Below are 19,241 nucleotides of genomic sequence, written 5' to 3'. Positions count from 1 at the left end.
CGAACAGCCGGGAGCAGGTCGGACAGCCGGGAGCAGGTCGGACAGCCGGGAGAGGAGATGCCGTGGGAGGTGAGGACGTCCCCGGGGCGCAGATCGTCGTGGGGATCGACGGTTCCGCGGACGCCGAGCGGGCACTTCGCTGGGCGGTGGACGCGGCACGCCGGCGCGACGCCCAGGTGCGCGCGGTCCTGGTCTGGGCGGCCGCCGGGCCCCCGCACGAGCCGGGCGTCCCGCCTGCGGCCACCTCGCCGGAGCATCCGCGCTGGACGGCCCCGTGGCTGCTCCACGAGGTCGTGGAGCGGGTCCGCAAGGACGAGCCCACAGCCCGGATCGTCGAACGCACGGTCTTCGGGCCACCGGTCCAGACGTTGTTGGCCGAGTCCGACCATGCCGCCATGCTCGTCCTCGGCGCCCGTGGGGTGGACCGGACCAGGCGCATGCTCACCGGCTCGGTCAGCCTCGCCTGCGCGCACGGCGCGACGGTGCCGGTCGTGGTGGTCCACGGCGGGACCGCACCCGGCCACCGCCCCGTCGTCGTGGGGGTCGACGGTTCGCGTGCCTCGATCGAGGCCCTGGCCTGGGCCGCCGTCGAGGCCGAACTGCGCGGGGCCGCGCTGCGCATCGTGCACGTGTGGGAGCCGCCCCCACCCGCCGCCGACCGGCTCGACGAGGGCGACGGGGTGTTTCGCGCCGCCGCCCAGGCCGTCCTGGACGAGTCCGCGAGCGCCGGCCTCGCCGGCCGGGCGGACCTCACGGTCGACACCGACCTGGTGATGGGCAACGCCGCCTACGGCCTCATCAACACGGCGGTGCGAGCCCAGCTCCTCGTCGTCGGCGCTCGGGGCCGCGGTGGGTTCGCCGACCTGCTGCTCGGTTCCACCAGTTCGCAGTGCCTGCTGCACGCGACCTGCCCGGTCGCCGTCATCCGCCGGCCTGCCGGCGGAGAGGGTGGTTGACGGGCCCGGGTCGGTCAGGCGACGAGGGCACACGCGGCCCGAAGCGCGTCACCGGCCGGACCGGTCGTGGGCACCTCGTGGGCCGTCGGCCACGGGTCGTTGCGGGCCGCCATCGCGGCGTGGACGGCGATCGTGGCGTCCGAGGCGTCGCCGCCTACGGCGGCGCGGCGCGCGATCCGCGCGGCCGCCACCTCCGGCGGCGCCACGCAGCACAGTTCGACGAGGTCGGCGTCGGTCTCGGTGGCGAGCTGGGCGGCGAGCCGCCGGTGCGCGCCGGAGGTCCAGGAGGCGTCGAGCACCACGCTCTCCCCCCGTTCCAGGGCCGTCCGGGCGCGTCGCATCAGCTCCGAGTACGTCGCCTCCGTCGGCTGCGGACCGTACAGCCCCGCACCGAACGCGTCGGCGGCGGACTGCTCGGCAGCCAGACCCGCCAGCCCCTTGCGCACCGCGTCGGATCCGATCCGCACCCAGCCGTCCGCCCCGTCGGCCAGCCCCTGGGACAGGGTCGACTTGCCGGTCCCGGGAAGGCCGCCGACCAGGACCAGCCGGATCCGGCCGCGGCGCAGGTGGCGCAGGGCCAGCGCGGCCAGCTCGCGGGCCGCGTCGGCCGCGCCCGGCTCCCCCTGGTGGTCCCGGATGCCGGCGACCTTGGCCCGGACGAAGGCCCGGTAGGCGAGATAGAGATGTTCCAGGGAGGCTGGGTGGGTCTCGCCGGAGAACTCCCGGTAGGCGTCCAGGAAGTACCGTGCCGCCCCCGGCTGGCCGAGCCGTTCGAGGTCCATCGCGAAGAAGGCGACGTCGCCGAGGACGTCGCCGACCCGCAACCGCCGGTCGAACTCCAGGCCGTCGAGGATGCGAGGACCGTCGTCGAGGCAGAAGACGTCGTCGGCGAGCAGGTCGCCGTGCCCGTCGCGGATGCGACCCGCCCGCTGCCGCTCGGTGAACAGGGCCGCCCGGCCGTCGAGGTAGCGCAGGGCGAGTCGGCCGATCTCGTCTACGACCTCGCCGTCCAGCAGGTCACGGAACGGCTCGACGCCCACCAGGCCTTCGAGCCACAGCGCCCGCAGCGCGGCGAGGCCGCCCGCCCGGGCGATCTCCGGCGAGGTCTCGCCCTGCTCGTGGAACACCGCCAGCCGGCGGGCGATCGCCCGCAGCTGCGGCTGCACCCGGGCCCCGGAGGCCACCAGCGAGGACAGCCGTCGTTCGTCGGGCAGCCGGTCCGCGGTGGCCGGGGTCGCGTCCCGGGCTGAGGTCAGCAGTACCTGGTCCTGACCCGACATCGATCGTCTCCTGTCCTTGTCCCGAAGGATCCCGGCGTCCCGAAGGATCCCGGCGTCCCGAAGGATCCCGGCGTCCCGAAGGATCCCCGGCCGGCCCGAAGGCGATCGGGGACCGGCGGGTTCCCGAGCCGGCCCGTGTCCCCCACCGATGTGGGCAATGTCATCCTGTCCATGGAGCATCTCGGCGACGAATGCCGGAAGGCACCTGGCCTCGGGCCCTTCGGACCCCCGACGGCAGACCTTCCCGGTTCGGGGACCTTCCCGGAATCGGACACCTGTATGTGGTGGGCGGGACGGGTGGGAGTCTTGGCACCATGACTGCCACGGTGGACGTCGACGGACTCGACCGTCCGACTCCGGAGCTGGACGAACCGTCGCTGGACCGACTGATCGCCTACTGGAACGCCGCCAACTACCTGACGGCCGCCCAGATCTACCTGCGGGCCAACCCCCTGCTGCGGGAGCCGCTGCGCCGCGAACACATCAAGCCGCGGCTGCTCGGCCACTGGGGGACATCGCCGGCGCTGAACCTGGTGTACGCGCATCTCAACCGGCTGGTCAGCCTGACCGGCCAGGACGTGCTGTACGTGGCGGGCCCGGGGCACGGCGGCCCGGCGCTGGTCGCGAACACCTACCTGGAAGGCACCTACTCCGAGATCTACCCGCGGGTGTCCGCGGACACGGCGGGGCTGACCAGGCTGGTCGAGCAGTTCTCCACCCCGGGCGGGATCCCCAGCCACGTCAGCGTGCCGACGCCGGGGTCGATCCACGAGGGCGGCGAGCTCGGCTACGCCCTGGTGCACGCCTTCGGGGCCGCGTTCGACCACCCCGATCTGCTGGTCGCCGCCGTCGTCGGCGACGGGGAGGCCGAGACCGGCCCGCTGGAGGGCAGTTGGAAGGGCATCACCTTCCTCAACCCGGCCCGGGACGGCGCGGTCCTGCCCATCCTGAACCTCAACCAGTACAAGATCGCGAACCCCACCGTTCTCGGCCGCCGCAGCCGCGACCAGGTGACCGCCTACCTCGCCGGCCACGGTTACGAGGTCCTGTGGGTCGAAGGCTCCGACGTCCGCCAGGTCCACCGGGACTTCGCCGCCGCCCTCGCCACGGCCCACCAGGCGATCCGGCGCATCCAGCACGCCGCCCGCCGCCCCGGCGGCACGGTCACCGACACCCCGACCTGGCCGGTGATCGTGCTGCGCACCCCGAAGGGCTGGACCGGCCCGCATGAGGTCGACGGCGTGCAGGTGGAGGGCACCTTCCGCGCCCACCAGGTGCCCCTTGCCGGGGTCCGCGACAACCCGGAGCACCTGGCCCAGCTCGACGCGTGGCTGCGGTCCTACCAACCCGAGCGACTGTTCGACGCCGACGGCCGGCTCGCCGCCGAGCTGGCCGCGCTCGCCCCGGTCGGGGACAAACGGCTGGGGGCCACGAGCTACGCCAACGGCGGCCGGCGCACCGAACCGCTGCGCCTGCCCGACCGGCGCGCTTACACCCTGGACATCGACCCGCGCCACCGCGGTCGCGTCTCCTACGAGACGACCCGGCCGCTCGGCGAGCTGCTGCGCGACGTCTACCGCGACAACCCGACCACCTTCCGGGTGTTCAGCCCCGACGAGCTCACCAGCAACCGGCTCGGCGCCATCCTGGAGGTGACCGACCGCTGCATGGTCGCCCCCATCGACCCGCACGACGACCGGGTCTCCCCCTCGGGCCGGGTCATGGAGGTGCTCTCCGAGCATCTGTGCCAGGGCTGGCTGGAGGCCTACACCCTCACCGGCCGCCACGGCCTGTTCGCCACCTACGAGGCGTTCGCCATGGTGTCCGCCTCGATGCTCGTCCAGCACACGAAATGGCTGCAGGAAGGGGCCAAGCTCGGCTGGCGGGAGCCCGTCCCCAGCCTCAACGTGCTGCTGACCAGCACCTGCTGGCGCAACGACCACAACGGCTTCTCCCACCAGGGACCCGGCCTCATCGACACCGTCGTGCCGCTGTCCCCCGGAGTCATCCGGATCTGGCTGCCGCCGGACGCCAACAGCCTGCTGTCCGTCGCCGACCACTGCCTGCGCAGCCGCGACCACGTCAACCTGCTCGTCGCCGACAAGCAGCCGCATCTGCAGTACCTCACCGCCGCCGAGGCCGACGAGCACGCCGCCCGCGGTGGCTCCGTCTGGGACTGGGCCGGCACCGAATCCCAGCTCGGCCGCGATCCCGACATCGTTCTCGTCGGCATCGGCGACGTGCCCACCATGGAGATCCTCGCCGCCGCCCAGCTGCTACGCCAGTTCGTGCCCAGCCTCTCCATCCGGGTCGTCAACGTGATCGACCTGATGGCCCTGCTGCGCAGCGACCTGCATCCGCACGGCTTCTCCAACCCGATGTTCCGGGCCCTGTTCACCGACGAGACCGACGTCGTCGTCGGGTTCCACGGCTACAGCCGGGGCGTTCACCAGCTCCTGCACGGCCGGCGCAACCCCCAGCGCTTCCACGTCCGCGGCTTCATCGAGCAGGGCACGACGACCACCCCGTTCGACATGCTCGTCCGCAACGAGGTCAGTCGTTACCACCTCGCTCGCCTCGCCATCGAGTTCGCCCGCACCACCCATCCCGGCACCGACCGGCTCGTCACCCATTGCGAAACTCAGCTCAGCCGCCACCACGACTACATTCGCGACCATCTGGAGGACCTGCCCGAGATCCGTAACTGGACCTGGGACGACTCCCAGCCGGCCCCCGAACCGTCCGTCTAGAGGGCGACGGTCCAGGTTCGACCGGCGTGCCACGCCGAGGATCGCCCGGGCAGGCGGGACCTACTCGGGCGTCCTGGCGGCCGGGGCGGCGTGGACGGCGGACCGCTGGAGGCGCCGGCGCAGCCCGTCGAGCTGCTCGCTCATCGCCGCGGGCAGGCGGTCGAAGCCGGCGAAGTGCTCCTCGATGGAGTCCGCCTCGGCCCGCCACTCCTCGACGTCGACGGCGAACAGCTCGGCGACGTCTCGCGCGGGCAGGTCGAGGCCGGTCAGATCGAGCGCACCGGGGGCGGGCAGGAGCCCGATCGGGGAGTCCACCGCCTCCGCCGTCCCCGCCGCTCGTTCGAACACCCAGGCAAGCACCCGGCTGTTCTCCCCGAACCCGGGCCACAGCCAGCGGCCGTCGGCGGCGCGCCGGAACCAGTTCACGTAGAAGATCTTCGGCAGTCGCGCGTGCGGGACCCGGCCCATGGCGAGCCAGTGGGCCCAGTAGTCGGCCATGTCGTAGCCGCAGAACGGCAGCATGGCGAACGGGTCGCGGCGCAGCCGGCCGACCGTCCCGACCGCGGCGGCGGTCGTCTCCGAGGACACCGTGGCGCCGAGGAAGACCCCATGCGCCCAGTCCCGGGCCTCGACGACCAGGGGGACGACGCCGGCGCGGCGCCCGCCGAACAGAATGGCGTCGACGGGCACCCCGGCCGGGTCCTCCCACCCGTCGGCGATCGACGGGCACTGCGATGCCGGCGCGGTGAACCGCGCGTTCGGGTGCGACGACAGCGTCCCGGACGCCGGCGTCCAGTCGTCACCCCGCCAGTCGACGGCGTGCTCGGGCGGGGCGTCGGTGAGACCCTCCCACCAGACGTCGCCGTCGTCGGTCAGGGCCACGTTCGTGAAGATGCAGTTGGCGTGCAGGGCCGCGACAGCGTTCGGATTCGTCGACGGTCCGGTTCCCGGAGCCACCCCGAAGAAGCCGTTCTCCGGGTTGATCGCACGCAGTTCCCCCGACCGGTCGAACCGCATCCACGCGATGTCGTCGCCGACCGTCTCGACCCGCCAGCCGGGGATCGTGGGGACCAGCATGGCCAGGTTGGTCTTCCCGCACGCCGACGGGAAGGCCGCCGCGACGTGACGCACCTGCCCGGCCGGATTCGTCAGCCTCAGGATCAGCATGTGTTCGGCGAGCCAGCCCTCGTCACGACCCATCACCGAGGCGATCCGCAACGCGAAGCACTTCTTGCCCAGCAACGCGTTCCCGCCGTAGCCCGAACCATAGGAGATGATCTCCCGGGTCTCCGGGAAGTGCGTGATGTACTTCGTGGGGTTGCAGGGCCAGGCAACGTCCGTCTGACCGGGCGCCAGGGGGGCACCGACGCTGTGCAGGGCCCGCACGAACATGCCGTCCGCCCCGAGCAGGTCCAGCGCCGCCTTCCCCATCCTCGTCATGATCCGCATGGACACGACGACGTAGGGTGAGTCGGTGATCTGGACCCCGAGCTGGGAGATCGGCGAACCGAGCGGGNCCATCGAGAACGGGACGACATACATCGTCCGTCCCCGCATCGCTCCCGTGAACAGGCCCCGCAACGTGGACCTCATCTCGTCCGGATCCGCCCAGTTGTTCGTGGGCCCCGCATCCCCGGGCGACACCGAACAGATGAACGTGCGGTCCTCGACCCGGGCGACGTCCGAGGGGTGTGAGCGGGCCAGGAAGCTGTTCGGGCGCAGGGCCGGATTCAGCCGGACGAAGGTGCCCGCCGCGACAAGCTGGCCGGTGAGCCGCTCCCATTCCTCCTCGGAACCGTCGCACCAGACGATCTCGTCGGGTTCGGTGAGCGCGGCCACGTCCCGCACCCACGATGCCAGCCCCTCATGATGCGCCGGCCGGCCATCCACAACACTCATCACGGGCACTCCCAGCCATCCTGATCAAGTCCAGAACTCGATCGCGTCCGGAGCAGTACATCGCTGCGGGCAGCACGGACACAGGGACCTCGAGAAGAGCCCGCGGGGACCTTCGGCCCGGCGAGCAGTGCCGCCTGCCGCTACTCCGGGAACTCGGCCAGGGCCCGCTGGAGCTCCTCGCGCGTCCCGGCCAGGGCGACGACACCGAGATCGTCGGTGGCCGCCCACACGAGGTGATCGCCGAGCTGATAGTCGGCGATACGCAGCGTGCCGTGCCGGGCGGCGGCATCGACGGGGACGTGACGGGGGATCCGCGGCGTCGGACTGCCCATCGCCCTCACCTCCAGCTAGAAGATCCCCAACATAGCCCCGCCGGGCCGCTCGAGATGTCTCGCGGGTGCCCGCCGGCGGGTCGGGCCGACCGCAGCGCGACGGCCGACCGCAGCGCGACGTCAGCGGTCGCGCCAGGCAGCGAGGATCCCCTCGACGGGTTCGGGGCCGGTGTGCGGGCGCGGGGGCGGCGCCGGGGTGGCGGAGAAGCGCGGAGTCGGCGCGGCCTGGGTGATCCCGTCCACCTCGACGACCGTACCGCGGGCGGCGATCTGCGGGTGCGCCGCCACCTCGTCGAAGGTCAGCACCGGCGTCAGGCAGGCGTCGAGGTCGGCGAAGGCGGCCACCCACTCGTCGCGGGCGCGGCGCGCGAAGGCCTCGGTGAAGCGGGCGCGCAGCACCGGCCAGCCCTGCTCGTCGTCCTGCGGCGGGAGGTCGGCGTCGGCCAGGTCGAGGCCGCGCAGCAGGTTCGCGTAGAAGGCCGGTTCCATCGCCGCGACAGCGACGAACCGGCCGTCGGCGCAGGTGTAGGTGTCGAAGAAGGGGGCGTGCCCGTCGAACAGGTTGCTCTCGCGGGCATCGTTCCACCGTCCCTGGCCGCGAAACGACCAGACCATCTGGGCGAGCAGGCTGACCCCGTCGACGATGGCGGCGTCGACGACCTGGCCCCGGCCGGAGCGCTCCACCTCGTGGAGCGCCGCGAGGACCCCGACGACGCCCTGCATCGCGCCGCCGGCGAAGCCGAGCAGGTTCAGCGGCGGCAGCGGCCGTTCCCCGGCGCGCCCCAGCGCACCCAGGACACCGGTCAGCGCGATGTAGTTGATGTCGTGGCCGGCCTGCTGGGCCAGCGGCCCCTGCTGGCCCCAGCCGGTGATGCGCCCGTAGACCAGCCGGGGGTTGCGGGCGAGGCAGTCCTGCGGGCCGATCCCGAGCCGCTCGGCGACGCCGGGGCGCATCGCCTCCAGCACCACGTCGGCCGCCGCGGCGAGGTCCAGGGCCGTGTCCCGGCCCTGCGGCGAGCGCAGGTCGACCGTGACATGCCGGCGCCCGCGCAGCACCGGGTCGCCCGCCGTGGCGGGGTAGGGGCCGCCGCCCGGACGGTCCAGGCGGACCACGTCCGCACCGAGATCGGCGAGCGCCATCGCGGCCATCGCCACCTGGCCGAGGCCGGCGAGTTCCAGCACGCGCAGTCCGGCCAGCGGTCCCGCACCCCGATCCATCCGACCTCCGGTTCTTGGCGCCAAGAAAGCAGCTCTCCCCTGTGTTTAGCGCACGTGGGCGGCAGATGTGGCCGGGGCCGGCGCGGCGATCGCTCAGCCGGCGCCGCCGGACGCGGGCAGCTCCCGCCCGCACAGCCGCTCGTCGAGGACGTCGAAGGAGCCGGCGGCGTTGGCCTGGACGAACGCGAGGCAGGTGGTGGGCCGGCCCAGGTTGGTGCTCAGGTCGAGGGGCGAGATCAGGCCCCCGGCGTCGTAGCTGCGCACCGAGCGCAGGGCGTCGATGAAGCCCCGCCGGGTCGGGCAGGCGCCGGCCTGCTGCAACCCGCGCAGGAACAGGTCGGTGTCGATGTAGGCGATCATCGCGAGGTCCTGGCGGGGGTTGGCGATCTGGGGGGCGTAGCGCGTCATCGCATCGAGGTAGCCGGCGATGGGCGCCCCGCCGGCCTCGAAGGGCCGGTAGAACACCGGCACGATGACGCCGGTCATGGCGCCGCCCGCCTCGGCGAGGAGCTGGCTGTCGTAGCCGCTGACCGAGAGGATCACCTTCGGGTTCCACCCGGTGGCGGGCAGCTCGCGCAGCACCGCCGGCAGGTCGGGGGTGCCGACGACGGTGAGCAGCGTGTCGGCTCCGGTGGCGGCGAGCCGCCGGGCGATCGCGGCCGGGCTGTCGGCGTTCGCGGTGTAGCCGATCTGGTCGACGACGGGGATGCCGACCGCGCGCAGGCTCGCGGACAGGCGGGCGCCGGCGTCGCTGACCCCGGTGGACAGGGCGGTGGTGAGCAGGGCCGCCCGGGTGCCGCCGCGGGACTTCACGAAGGTGCCGTAGGTGTCGCTGGCCGCACCGGTGGTGTAGGAGAAGGAGAACATGTTCCGCCTGGTCGACCAGCTGTCGCTGGCGGCCAGGCCCGCCACCGGCACGTCCCGTTCGGCGAGGTAGCCGGCGCTGCCGTCGGCGGCCAGGGAGTACTCGAGGATGCCGAAGTCCCCCTTGCCCTCGATCAGGTCGCGGGCGCCGATCGTGTTCGCCTCCGTCGTGCCCTGGTCGTCCCGCCAGTCGTAGACGATCTTCCTACCGTGGATGCCGCCGGCCTCGTTCGCCAGCCCCAGGCGGGCGTCGATCCCGGCCCGCACGGCCGCCAGCGACGACGCGGTGGGGCCCGAGTCCGGGTAGAGCAGGCCGAGGCGGACCTGGTCGGCGGTGATCCCGGGGGTGTCGCAGCTGGCGGCCGCGGGTTGCGTGCCCGACGAGCAGCCGCCCGTGAGGACGGTCAGCGCGAGCAGCGCGACGGCCAGGACCAGAGACGAACGTGTGCGAGGCATACCGGCGGGACTCCCGAGCGAACGCGAACGGCGTGCGGAACACGAACCCGCGGACGCGAAGGATCACTCCGGAAATCGCCGGACGCGCGCACCCCCGTACTCGCGGTTCGTCGTAGCTGCCGGCCCGACCATCCGCCCGGCTCCCGCCGCGGCGGGGCACGCTGACCAGCCGATGGGGACGCTACCCAAAGTTGTCCGCATACGCCACACCTGTCGTTCAGGTGATCGCACCGCCGCGCCGAGGCGCGTCGAGCCTCGGCGGGACGCGTCGAGCCTCGTCAAGACACGTCGCCTGCCGGCGGGCCCGTCCCGTCGCGGCCCCCGCGATCCGACGTGATCGCCCCCGACCCGACGCCCTTGAGCGCTAAATTATTTACATCTTAGAATGCTCGACATCGGTCCTCGCTCCGCCCGATCCCTCCCCCGCCCGACCGAAGGAGACAGCGTGGCTGCAGGCGGTCCGCAACGGCCACGCGACGCCATCGGCCGGCGGATGCGCGTGCCGAAGATGGCCGAGCTGGTCGCCTCGGACCTGCGGCAGGCCATCATCCGCAACACCCTCGCCGAGGGTCAGGCGCTGCCACCCGAGGCCGTGCTCATGGGGCAGTACGGGGTCTCGCGCCCCACCCTGCGGGAGGCGCTGCGCATCCTGGAGGCGGAGTCGCTCATCACGGTCCGCCGGGGCGCGGGCGGCGGGGCCCGCGTCCAGTCGCCGAACCCGGCGGTCGCGGCCCGCTACGCGGGGCTCGTCCTGGAGCACCGCGCCACCACGATCGCCGACGTCTGGGACGCCCGGCTGCTGCTCGAACCGCCGACCGCCGCCGCGCTGGCCCGCCGGCGCACCAAGGCCGACCTGCGGGCGCTGCGCGCCCTGCTGGCCGAGCACGACGCGGCCACCGAGCGGGTGCAGGGGGTGCGGCTGCACAACGAGTTCCACACCCTCGTGGTCCACCTCGCCGGCAACGAGACGCTCGCCCTGCTGATCACCCTGCTCGGCGAGATCATCAACCGGACCACCTGGACGCGCGTCGAGGCCGACCTCGGCACCCCGGAGCTGGAGCGGGCCGAGCGCGGCACCGTGCGGGTGCACGCCATGCTCGTGGACCTCGTCGAGGCCGGGGACGCCGCCGGCGCGCAGGACCTCTGGCGGCGCCACCTGGCCGCGGGCGCCCGCTACCTCGGCCAGGGCGGGCGCGACGAGGCCACGCTGGACCTGCTCGGGCGCCCCGGCGAGCCCGGGGCGCCGACGGACTCAGGCGGCTGGCTCGCGGGGTAGGCCGAGGACGCGCTCGGCGAGGATGTTGCGCTGCACCTCCGAGGTGCCCGCGTACACCGTGCCCGCCCGGGCGTTGAGCGAGACCTCCCACCAGCTCGCCGTCGACTCCGGGTCGGCGCCCGGGTCGTCGGTCCGCAGCGGCCGCGACGGCCCCTTGCCGACGAGCACCAGGCCGTCGAGCCCCTCGATGTCCAGCGCGAGCTGGGTGACCTCGCGGTGGTACTCGCTCCAGTAGAGCTTCGACACCGACGACGCCGCCCCCAGCTCGCCGCCGGCCAGCACGTCGCTGAGGATCCGGTAGCCGAGGAAGCGCATGACCTCCACCCGGGCCCGGAAGTACGCCAGCCGCCGGCGCACCACGGGATCGTCCGCGACCCCGNGCCGGCGCGCCAGCTCCACCAGCCGGTCGAGCTCCGCGGCGAACAGGATCGGGTTGGTCGCCGCCTCCTCGCCGCGCTCGTAGGTCAGCAGGGTCGAGGCGACCTTCCACCCGTCGCCGGGCTTGCCGACGATGGCGTCCGCGGGGCAGCGGGCGTCGGTGAAGAACACCTCACAGAAGTCCTCCCCGCCGGTCATGTGCCGGATCGGGCGGACCTCCACCCCCGGCTGGTCCAACGGCACCAGCAGGAACGACAGCCCCCGGTGCTTGGCCGCCTCGGGCTCCGTGCGGGCCAGCACGAAGATCCCCGTGCTACGGTGCGCACCCGACGTCCAGATCTTCTGCCCGTCGATGTGCCACTCGCCGTCGACCAGGCGCGCCCGCGTCCCCGCCGCGGCGAGGTCGGAGCCGGCGTTCGGCTCGGAGAACCCCTGGCACCAGATCTGCTCGCCGGACAGCAGGCCGGGCAGGATCGCCGCCTTCTGTGCCTCGGTGCCGTAGCGCAGCAGGGTGTTGCCCAGCATCTTGAACCCGGTCGAGTCCTGCGGCTGCACCCCGAACGGCACCCCGGCCCGGGTCAGCTCCTCCACCAGCACCACCTGGTGCAGGGTGGTCAGCCCCCGGCCGCCGTGCTCCACCGGCCAGGCCACCCCCAGCAGCCCGCGGCGGTGCAGCGTCCGGCGCCATCCGGTCACGAACTCGCGCACCGCCGCCGCGTCGCCCAGGGCGCCCGTCCCCGGCCAGCCCGGGGGCAGCTCCTCCGCCAGCACCGCCCGCACCTCGGCACGGAACTGCTCCACCTCCGCCGGATACCGCGTGTCCACCCGGACCTCCCCACACCCGCGACGGCTAGAATCAGATAAACAATATCCCTATCCTTGTGTCTCGAGCACAGTGTCCTGTCTCAAGCACAGGGTCCCGTCGACGTCCGCCGACTCGCCGACACACTCCGGTCGCCGGGCCCGGTCACCCGCTGGAGGTTCCGTGCAGTTCCGGTACAGTCCCGAACACGACGAGCTGCGCCGCGGCATCCGGCGCTACTTCGCCGAGGTCGCCGACGCCGATGCGGTGCGGCGCGACATGGCCACGCCGACCGGGTGGGACCCGGTGACCTGGCAGCGGCTGTGCGACGAGCTGGAGCTGCCGGCTCTCGCCGTGCCGGAGGAGTACGGCGGGGCCGGGTTCGGCCTGGTGGAGCTCGGCATCGCGCTGAGCGAGGCCGGCCGCAGCCTGCTGTGCGCGCCGCTGCTGTCGACCAGCTTCGCCACCCAGGCGCTGCTACACGCCGGCGACGCCGATGCCGCCGCCGCCCACCTGCCGGGCCTGGCCGCCGGCACGACCACCGGCACCCTCGCCGCCCGCGAACCCGGCCGGGCCTGGGACGCCACCCCCACGACCACGGCCGAGCGCGCCGGGGACGGCTGGGCGCTGACCGGCGTCAAGGACTGGGTGCTCGACGGGCAGAGCGCCGGGCTGTTCGTCGTCACCGCCACCACCGCCGCCGGGACGTCGCTGTTCCTCGTCGACGCCGGCGCGGCGGGTCTGGCGGTCGAGGCGCTGCCCGTCGTCGACCCGACCCGGCGGGTGACCCGGGTCACCCTCACCGGCACGCCCGGTGTCCTGCTCGGCGCCGACGGCGCCGGCGCGCCGGGCCTGGCCCGCACCCTGGACGCGGCGGTCACCCTGCTCGCCGCCGAGCAGCTCGGCGTCGCCGAGGCGGCCCTGGCGTCGGCGGTGGACTACGCCAAGCAGCGCGAGCAGTTCGGCCGGCCGATCGGCTCCTTCCAGGCGATCAAGCACAAGCTGGCGACCGTGCTGCTGGAGGTGGAGGCGGCCACGTCGGCGGTGATGTACGCGGCGTGGACGGCCGACGAGTCCCCCGCCGAGCTGCCCGAGGTGGCCAGCATCGCCGGCCTGACCTGCTCGGAGGCGGCCCTGCTCGCCGCCGGTGAGAACGTCCAGGTGCACGGCGGCATCGGCTTCACCTGGGAGCACTCCGCCCACCTGTACCTCAAGCGGGCGACGACCGACCGGCTGCTGCTGCGCGACCCGCAGCACCAGCTCGACCGCATCGCCGCGCTCGCCGGCATCACCGCGCAGGCCCCCGACGCCCCGGCCCCCGCGGAGCCGGCCGGGGCCGCGTCGCCCGACGTCCTCGCCGGGTCCACCGAGAGGTGAGCCCGGCCGGCGGGCGGAGCACTGCGGGCAGCCACCGGGTGACGAGCGGCCGGCAGGTGACGGGCGGCCGGCGCGGGGCGGGCTGGTCAGCCGAACATGTCCAGGACGGTCGTGCCGTCGCCGCGCTCCAGGTAGTCCCGGCCGGCGACGAGGTGGCGGCGCCACAGCCGCTCGGCGCGTTCGGCGTCGCGGGCCTCGATGAGGTCCACGACCCGGGCGTGCGCGGCCCGGCTGCGCGCGATCGCCGTGTCCAGGTCGGGCGAGCCGGCGTCCGACTGCACCCGCGAGCGGTCCGCGAGCTCGACGATGTGCTCGATCATGCCCATGAGGACCCGCAGCGTCTGGTTGCCGGTCAGCTCGATCAGCAGCGGATGGAACCGCTCGAAGTGGCGCAGCGTCTCCAGCGGCGACGCGGCGGGGTCGACCGGCTCGGCCAGGGCCGCCCGCAGCCGGGCGATCTCCTTCGGCCCGCCGGCGCGGGCGAGGTGGGCGACGGCCTGCGGCTCGGCGACCTCGCGGACCGCCAGCACGTCGGCGAGCGCGGTGCCCTGGTGCTGCAGGATCAGGCCGGCGTAGCGGGCGGCGACGTCGACGTTCGGCGGGCGCACCCGCACCCCGCCGCCGGGCCCCATCCGCACCATGATCAGCGATTCGCTCTCCAGCACCCGGAAGGCCTCGCGCAGCGTCGGGCGCGAGACGTGGAACTGGGCCATGAGCGCGCTTTCGGACGGCAGCGCCTCGCCGGCGGCGAGCTCGCCGCGGACGATCTGCCGGCGCAGGTGACCGGCGACGAGCTCGGCCGACTTCGGCAGGCGCACCCGTCGGTCCGCCCCCGGGCGCTCCTCGTGGGCCGCCCCGACGGGCTCGGCAACAGACATGTCCGCAGCTTCCTCACGACGACATTCGCGTCGCCGGCTGTACCGGCCCGCCCTACAACGGTTTCCTTCATACTCCATCCGGCGCGCGCCGCAGATCGCCTCGGCACGCCGGCCGCCCAGGGTGACCATTCGCTTGACTGGCCGGAAGGTCAGCGCAAATGTCCCTCTAGCTCGGCCGTCGGCCTCAACCACTAGGAGTACGCCCGTGTCCGAAACCCCCACCCGCGTCGCGATCGTCACCGGAGCGGCCCGCGGCATCGGCGCCGCGATCGCCCAGCGGCTGTCCCGCGACGGCCTGGCGGTCGCCGTGCTCGACCTGGAGGAGGCCGCCGCCAAGGGCACCGTCGAGGCGATCACCGCGGCCGGCGGTCGCGCCCTGGCGGTCGGCGCGGACGTCGCCGACCCCGAGCAGGTCACCGCGGCCGTCGCGGCCGTCACCGAGGGGCTCGGCGCGCCGACCGTACTGATCAACAACGCCGGCATCACCCGGGACAACCTGCTGTTCAAGATGAGCGAGGCCGACTGGGACTCGGTGATCGGCGTGCACCTGCGCGGCGCGTTCCTGATGACCCGCGCGGTCCAGAAGCACATGGTCGACGCCGGCTGGGGCCGCATCGTCAACCTGTCGAGCACGTCGGCGCTGGGCAACCGCGGCCAGCTCAACTACTCCACCGCCAAGGCCGGCCTGCAGGGCTTCACGAAGACGGCGGCGATCGAACTCGGCAAGTTCGGCGTCACCGCGAACTGCATCGCGCCAGGCTTCATCGCCAGCGACATGACCCGGGCCACCGCCGCCCGCATGGGCAAGACCTGGGAGGAGTACGTCGCCGCGTCCTCCGGGGTGATCCCGGTCGGCCGGGTCGGCGAGGTCGACGACATCGCGCACACCGTGTCGTTCTTCGTCAGTGAGGGCGCCGGCTTCGTCTCCGGTCAGATCATCTACGTCGCCGGCGGGCCGAAGGCTTGACCACGACGACGGGGCGGGCCGAGCCGCCCGAGGTCGAGGCCAGGGAGTACGCCGAGACCCGGTTCCGGGTGCTGCCCCCCGTGCACGGCGACGACGGCACCCGGGTACGGATGCGGATCGGGCCGTGGCTGGCCGGGCCGGGCGGCGTCCCGACGGTCGGCTCGCTCGGCGTCGTGGTCGACGACGCCATCGGCTCGGCGATCCTGCGGGCCCGCCTCGGCGACCGGCATTCGGTGACCTCCCAGCTCTCGCTGGAGGTCGTCGTCCCCCCGCCGTGGGCCGGCCCGGAGCTGACCGCGCACGCCACGCTGCTGGGCCGCGACGCCGTCGGTGGGCTCGCGGCCGCCACCGTGTACGACGGTGAGGGCCGGGTGGTGGCCGTGGCCACCGGCCGCTGCCGCTACGTCCCGGCGGACATCCTGCCGCCGGGCGGCATGCGCCCGCCCCTGCCACCCGCGGACCACGGGTCCCTGTTCGAGACCCTCGATCTGGCGTCGGCGTCGGCCGGAGCGATCCCCGAGCAGGCGTCACCGGCGGCCGGGGCGTCACCGGCGGCCGGGGCGGCGGGGCCCGAGGCGGGCTGGCCGGCGCTCGTCCTACCGAGCGGTCCCGGGATGCAGAACCCGCACAACACGGTGCACGGCGGCGTGCTGCTGTGCGGCTCCGATCTGGCGGTGGCGCTGGCGGACCCGGACGGGCCACCCCACACCACGTCGATCCGGATCAGCTTCCTGCGCCCCGGCGACGGCAACCATCCCGTCACCTTCACGACCCGCGCGGTCCACCGCGGCCGTTCCCTGGCGGTGTACGAGGTCAGCGCGGGCGGCCCGGCCGGCCGTCCATACACGGTGGCGACGGTGATCCGCGAGCACTGAAACGCCGCTGCCGCGACCGCATCGGTCAGCAGTTGCCCACTCCGCGTGACGTCACTACGGTGCACGCATGCCGAGTTCCGCGGACCGGCCCGGCGTCCTGGTCGTCGGCGCCGGCCCGACCGGTCTGCTGGTCGCCGCCGAGCTGGCCCGGCGCGGGGTGCGCACCCGGATCGTGGAACGGGCGACGCTCCGACCCCCCGGCAGCCGCGCCCTCGCCGTCAGCAGCCGCACGCTGATGCTGCTCGACGACCTCGGCCTGGCCGCCGAGGCGGTGCGCCGCGGCCGTCCGCTGCGCCAGGTCGAGGTGCACGACGTCAGCGGCCGACACGACGCGGGCGGCAGCAGGGAGGCGGGCCGGCGCGCGGGGACCGTCGTGCGGCTGCCCATCGATCGGGTGCCGAGCCCCTTCCCGTTCACCCTGTCGCTGCCGCAGCCGCAGATCGAGGACCTGTTGCGCTCGCACGCCGCGCGGCTGGGGGTGCGGATCGAGACGGGCGCCGAGTGTGTGGCGGTCCGGCAGGAGGACGAGCATGTCGTGGCGGTGCTGCGGCACGCGAACGGCTCGACGCGGACCGTCCTCGCCGACTGGCTGGTCGGCTGCGACGGCGCGCACAGCCAGGTCCGGCACACCGCCGGCATCGCCACACATGGCTACGACCTGCCCGAGACCTTCGCCCTCGGCGACGTCGTGACCGACTGGGCGCGCGAGCGCGCGCACGGCCAGGTGACCTTCTCCCCCGCCGGGGTCGTCGCCGCCTTCCCGATGCCCGGCCCCCGGCACTGGCGCTTCATCGCCGATCTCCCCGATACCGCCGGCTCCCACTCCGACGACCGCGCCGATCTCGATCTGGCGGAGCTGCAACGGCTGCTCGACGAGCGGCTGCCTGATCCACCGCGGCTGACCGAGGCGATCTGGACCACCACGTTCCGCGTCCACCAGCGCCGGGCGGAGACGTTCCGGCGCGGGCGGGTGCTGCTCGCCGGCGACGCGGCGCACTCGCACAGTCCCGTCGGTGGGCAGGGCATGAACACCGGCCTGCAGGACGCCTATGCCCTGGCCTGGCGGCTCGCGCTGGTCGCCACCGGGCGGGCCGACGCGGCGCTGCTCGACACCTACGCCGCCGAGCGGGAGCCGGTCGCCGACCGGCTGCTGGCCGGCACGGCCCGGGCGACCCGCGTGATCACCGCGCAGCATCCGGTCGCCCGGCAGGCGCGTGGCCTCGCCCTGCGACTCGTCGCCGCGAGCCCGCCGCTGGGCCGCCGGGCGGCGGCCGCGCTCAGCCAGCTCGGGCTCGGCTACCCCGACGGCCCCCTCACCGAACGCGAACCGAGCCGCACCGGTCGCCGCCGCGGGGTGCCGGACCCGGGCGCGCTCGCTCCCGACGTCGCGCTCGCCCCGGATGCTGCGCTCGCCCCGGACATCGCGCTCGCCCCGGACATCGCGCTCGCCGCCCCGGACGGCCCGACGCTGCGCCAGGCGACCCGGACCCCCTGGTTCTCGCTGCTGCTGTTCGCCGGTGGCGACGACGACGCGGCCCGACGGCTGCACGACGACGCCGCCCTGATCCGTGCCCGCTTCGGCGACCTCGTCATCGCTCGGGTCGTCGCGACCGCCCCCGCCGGCCGGAACACCGGCGACGGTCCTTCCGGCCGCGCGCATTCCGGCCACGCGCATTCCGGCCGCGCGCATTCCGGCGGCGATGGCGCCGTCCTCGACCCGGCCGGCCGGGCGCGGGCACGCTACGGCGCCGCGATCGGCGAGGCCGTCCTCGTCCGTCCCGACGGCTACCTCGCCTACCGGTCGACCGCCGACCACGTCGGCCGGCTGGAACGCTACCTGCGCGCGCACGGCATCGCCCCGGCGCCCGCGGGGGCCGCCGCGCCGGCCTCGACGACGGCCGCGGGCAGGACCTCATGACCACCCGAGGCGAAGCCGGCCGGCGACGCGGAACCCGTCGCGCCGCGATGGGGTCGTGCCCCCAGCACGCCACTATTCAGCCGGGGTGGACAGCTCCATGCGCGCCTCGGCAAGGGCAAGCGGATTCAGGTAGTCGCGATACAAGACGATCTTTCCATNGTGGACTTGAAACACGGCGATGATGGACTGCTGGTATGCCGCACCGGTTGTTGTGATCTTTCCGCGGGCGTTGTACTCGACGATGACGACCTCCGGGTCGGCGGTCTCGTGGACCACCATGTCGTCGAACTTCTCCCACCGGATCGGAGCCTTGGCCGCCGCGGCGAAGTAGGCGCGGATCTCCTCCGGCCCCTCCAGGCGCGCGGGCACCCCCGCCACCCGATCCCTACCCGCCGACCAGGCATCACGGAAAGGCGGAGACTCAATCGTCAGCTGGGTGGGGGCGCGGCGAACGGGACGGAGGGCGGCGGATGTTGCGCAGGGTGATCAGCCCGGTGGCGCACATCGTCTGTGCGGGTTCGCGGGGGCCGAACGAATCGTCGGCCCTGGACCGGCTCGCCGCCGCGCCGGCGCCGATCCCGAGACCCGCACCGCCGTGAGCCGTGGGGAGGTCCGTTGCGCCGTCTGTGGTCGGAACGCACCAGACGTCGGCGGCGGCAATGGTCGTCGTCAGGCCCGCGTTGACCGCCCTGCCGCGGGCGAGGAACGCTGCGCCGCTCGCCGGGGCGAGGATCTTCAGGGTGATGTCGACGGTCATGTTGACCCAGCCGACCGGCAGCAGGGTGCCCGCGGCGCAGCCGGCGGCGAGGTCCGCCAGCGACGCGAGGACGCCGGCCTGGAGGTGGCCGTCGTGCTGGGTGAGCTCGTGGCGCCAGGGTTGGAGGAGCTCAGCCTCACCGGGGGCCACCCGCCCGACCCGGAAGCCCAGCCGGGCCGCGGCGGGCATGCTGAGAACCGTCTCGGTCACGAACCGGACGTAGTCGGGGTTGGTCGGGTGCACCGCCATCGGGCCGTC

General features: G+C 73.9%; 15 protein-coding genes and 4 pseudogenes. 7 read left to right on the top strand and 12 right to left on the bottom strand.

The annotated features are described in order from the left end of the window. The first annotated feature begins 62 nt into the window (after positions 1 to 62). Positions 63 to 956: a universal stress protein gene (locus UK82_RS11310; RefSeq protein ID WP_044885774.1), complete on the top strand. Its 894-nt coding sequence runs from the start codon at positions 63 to 65 to the stop codon at positions 954 to 956. A gap of 14 nt (positions 957 to 970) precedes the next feature. On the opposite strand, the gene UK82_RS11305 is transcribed toward UK82_RS11310, so the two are convergent. Further along, entirely contained in the window at positions 971 to 2,236 is a 1,266-nt protein-coding gene (locus tag UK82_RS11305; RefSeq protein WP_055407063.1) for an AAA family ATPase, read from the bottom strand. Positions 2,237 to 2,550: 314 nt separating this feature from the next. On the opposite strand from UK82_RS11305, the gene UK82_RS11300 reads away from it, so the two are divergent. After that, complete coding sequence (locus UK82_RS11300) at positions 2,551 to 4,986, top strand: phosphoketolase (protein ID WP_044885773.1); 2,436 nt, start codon at positions 2,551 to 2,553, stop codon at positions 4,984 to 4,986. Positions 4,987 to 5,046: 60 nt separating this feature from the next. Here UK82_RS11300 and UK82_RS11295 read toward each other — a convergent pair. From UK82_RS11295 to UK82_RS11280, 5 genes and pseudogenes are all read right to left on the bottom strand, one after another. Further along, positions 5,047 to 6,502, bottom strand: a pseudogene (locus UK82_RS11295) (phosphoenolpyruvate carboxykinase (GTP)); the annotation flags it as partial. Position 6,503: 1 nt separating this feature from the next. After that, positions 6,504 to 6,885: pseudogene (locus tag UK82_RS37325) on the bottom strand (phosphoenolpyruvate carboxykinase); the annotation flags it as partial. A gap of 140 nt (positions 6,886 to 7,025) precedes the next feature. Further along, positions 7,026 to 7,217: a hypothetical protein gene (locus tag UK82_RS11290; protein WP_044885772.1), complete on the bottom strand. Its 192-nt coding sequence runs from the start codon at positions 7,215 to 7,217 to the stop codon at positions 7,026 to 7,028. 120 nt (positions 7,218 to 7,337) lie between these two features. Next, positions 7,338 to 8,435 carry a CaiB/BaiF CoA-transferase family protein gene (locus UK82_RS11285; protein WP_055407061.1) on the bottom strand — a complete coding sequence of 366 codons (1,098 nt, stop codon included), beginning with the start codon at positions 8,433 to 8,435 and terminating at the stop codon, positions 7,338 to 7,340. 93 nt (positions 8,436 to 8,528) lie between these two features. Beyond that, positions 8,529 to 9,755 (bottom strand): ABC transporter substrate-binding protein, encoded by a 1,227-nt coding sequence (locus UK82_RS11280; protein WP_044885770.1) that lies wholly within the window; start codon positions 9,753 to 9,755, stop codon positions 8,529 to 8,531. 508 nt (positions 9,756 to 10,263) lie between these two features. Here UK82_RS11280 and UK82_RS11275 point away from each other — a divergent pair. Next, entirely contained in the window at positions 10,264 to 11,031 is a 768-nt protein-coding gene (locus UK82_RS11275; protein WP_055407087.1) for an FCD domain-containing protein, read from the top strand. Here the strand turns inward: UK82_RS11275 and UK82_RS37320 are convergent. Together UK82_RS37320 and UK82_RS37315 are read right to left on the bottom strand one after the other, a co-directional pair. Next, positions 11,008 to 11,410: pseudogene (locus UK82_RS37320) on the bottom strand (acyl-CoA dehydrogenase family protein); the annotation flags it as partial. The gene UK82_RS11275 and the pseudogene UK82_RS37320 overlap by 24 nt on opposite strands. A 1-nt stretch (position 11,411) precedes the next feature. Next, the coding region (locus UK82_RS37315) for an acyl-CoA dehydrogenase family protein (protein WP_396230520.1) at positions 11,412 to 12,234 on the bottom strand (823 nt) is incomplete at its 3' end. 160 nt (positions 12,235 to 12,394) lie between these two features. Here UK82_RS37315 and UK82_RS11265 point away from each other — a divergent pair. Further along, positions 12,395 to 13,588, top strand: a complete 1,194-nt coding sequence (locus tag UK82_RS11265; protein WP_044885767.1) for an acyl-CoA dehydrogenase family protein — start codon at positions 12,395 to 12,397, stop codon at positions 13,586 to 13,588. A gap of 86 nt (positions 13,589 to 13,674) precedes the next feature. Here the strand turns inward: UK82_RS11265 and UK82_RS11260 are convergent, their stop codons facing one another. Continuing rightward, the gene (locus UK82_RS11260; RefSeq protein ID WP_044885766.1) at positions 13,675 to 14,466 is read right to left on the bottom strand and encodes a FadR/GntR family transcriptional regulator; all 792 of its coding nucleotides are present in this window, start codon (positions 14,464 to 14,466) and stop codon (positions 13,675 to 13,677) included. 205 nt (positions 14,467 to 14,671) lie between these two features. On the opposite strand from UK82_RS11260, the gene UK82_RS11255 reads away from it, so the two are divergent. The 3 genes from UK82_RS11255 (at position 14,672) to UK82_RS11245 (ending at position 18,226) form a co-directional block, all read left to right on the top strand. After that, on the top strand, positions 14,672 to 15,433 hold the full coding sequence (locus UK82_RS11255) for an SDR family oxidoreductase (RefSeq protein WP_044885765.1): 762 nt from the start codon (positions 14,672 to 14,674) through the stop codon (positions 15,431 to 15,433). Then, entirely contained in the window at positions 15,430 to 16,308 is an 879-nt protein-coding gene (locus UK82_RS11250; RefSeq protein WP_055407059.1) for a PaaI family thioesterase, read from the top strand. Before UK82_RS11255 ends, UK82_RS11250 begins: the two co-directional genes overlap by 4 nt. Positions 16,309 to 16,375: 67 nt before the next feature. Beyond that, entirely contained in the window at positions 16,376 to 18,226 is a 1,851-nt protein-coding gene (locus UK82_RS11245; protein WP_055407058.1) for an FAD-dependent monooxygenase, read from the top strand. A gap of 72 nt (positions 18,227 to 18,298) precedes the next feature. On the opposite strand, the pseudogene UK82_RS41460 reads toward UK82_RS11245, so the two are convergent. The 3 genes and pseudogenes from UK82_RS41460 to UK82_RS11235 all read right to left on the bottom strand — a co-directional run. Continuing rightward, positions 18,299 to 18,384, bottom strand: a pseudogene (locus tag UK82_RS41460) (hypothetical protein); the annotation flags it as partial. 1 nt (position 18,385) lies between these two features. Then, positions 18,386 to 18,595, bottom strand: a 210-nt coding sequence (locus UK82_RS37310; RefSeq protein ID WP_236705791.1) for a nuclear transport factor 2 family protein, incomplete at its 3' end; no start/stop codon positions are given. A 52-nt stretch (positions 18,596 to 18,647) separates the two neighbouring features. Further along, complete coding sequence (locus UK82_RS11235; RefSeq protein ID WP_055407057.1) at positions 18,648 to 19,232, bottom strand: PaaI family thioesterase; 585 nt, start codon at positions 19,230 to 19,232, stop codon at positions 18,648 to 18,650. Between the last annotated feature and the right edge of the window lie 9 nt (positions 19,233 to 19,241).

This window comes from Frankia sp. ACN1ag (assembly GCF_001414035.1).
GTDB classification, from domain to species: domain Bacteria; phylum Actinomycetota; class Actinomycetes; order Frankiales; family Frankiaceae; genus Frankia; species Frankia torreyi.
Note: the sequence above shows the minus strand (reverse complement) of the source record. Positions and strands in the feature narration are given on the sequence as shown.

Bases quoted from the DNA above. Each gene is read 5' to 3' on its own strand.
- UK82_RS11305 (WP_055407063.1), bottom strand. From the start codon at position 2,236: ATGTCGGGTCAGGACCAGGTACTGCTGACCTCAGCCCGGGACGCGACC.
- UK82_RS11300 (WP_044885773.1), top strand. From the start codon at position 2,551: ATGACTGCCACGGTGGACGTCGACGGACTCGACCGTCCGACTCCGGAG.
- UK82_RS11290 (WP_044885772.1), bottom strand. From the start codon at position 7,217: ATGGGCAGTCCGACGCCGCGGATCCCCCGTCACGTCCCCGTCGATGCC.
- UK82_RS11285 (WP_055407061.1), bottom strand. From the start codon at position 8,435: ATGGATCGGGGTGCGGGACCGCTGGCCGGACTGCGCGTGCTGGAACTC.
- UK82_RS11280 (WP_044885770.1), bottom strand. From the start codon at position 9,755: ATGCCTCGCACACGTTCGTCTCTGGTCCTGGCCGTCGCGCTGCTCGCG.
- UK82_RS11275 (WP_055407087.1), top strand. From the start codon at position 10,264: ATGGCCGAGCTGGTCGCCTCGGACCTGCGGCAGGCCATCATCCGCAAC.
- UK82_RS11260 (WP_044885766.1), bottom strand. From the start codon at position 14,466: ATGTCTGTTGCCGAGCCCGTCGGGGCGGCCCACGAGGAGCGCCCGGGG.
- UK82_RS11245 (WP_055407058.1), top strand. From the start codon at position 16,376: ATGCCGAGTTCCGCGGACCGGCCCGGCGTCCTGGTCGTCGGCGCCGGC.
- UK82_RS11235 (WP_055407057.1), bottom strand. From the start codon at position 19,232: ATGGCGGTGCACCCGACCAACCCCGACTACGTCCGGTTCGTGACCGAG.